We start from the raw sequence: 339 nt of genomic DNA, 5'->3' as shown, positions 1-339 counted from the left end.
GATAGGGACAGGCAAGGTAGCGGCCATAGCTATGTCAGGTGCCTCTCCATTCCCGCGAACCACTCCAACCACACGATCTGGCAGCCAACGATTACCATTTAAGTTTTGTATCAGATGCCTCGCTGTAGAGCCATCACCGACAACCAACACTTTAAGGTGCTTACCAAATGTCTCTTTATATCGTTTTATGGCAATTCCGATACAAACATGATTGATAATTTGCATAACAAAAGCAGCGGGCACCCACAGTAACATGACTTGACGCGAAAACATTTCTGTAGTTTTTGTTACAAAACCCACCAGTAAAATAGCAATAATGCATAACATCCAGGCTAGCCC

General features: G+C 44.2%; 1 protein-coding gene. It reads right to left on the bottom strand.

Annotated elements, in window-relative coordinates:
• The coding region (locus Q4528_RS13030) for a Rossmann-fold NAD(P)-binding domain-containing protein (RefSeq protein WP_303521903.1) at positions 1-339 on the bottom strand (339 nt) is incomplete at both ends.

Source organism: Staphylococcus pasteuri (genome assembly GCF_030547725.1).
GTDB classification, from domain to species: Bacteria; Bacillota; Bacilli; order Staphylococcales; family Staphylococcaceae; genus Staphylococcus; species Staphylococcus pasteuri.
Note: the sequence above shows the minus strand (reverse complement) of the source record. Positions and strands in the feature narration are given on the sequence as shown.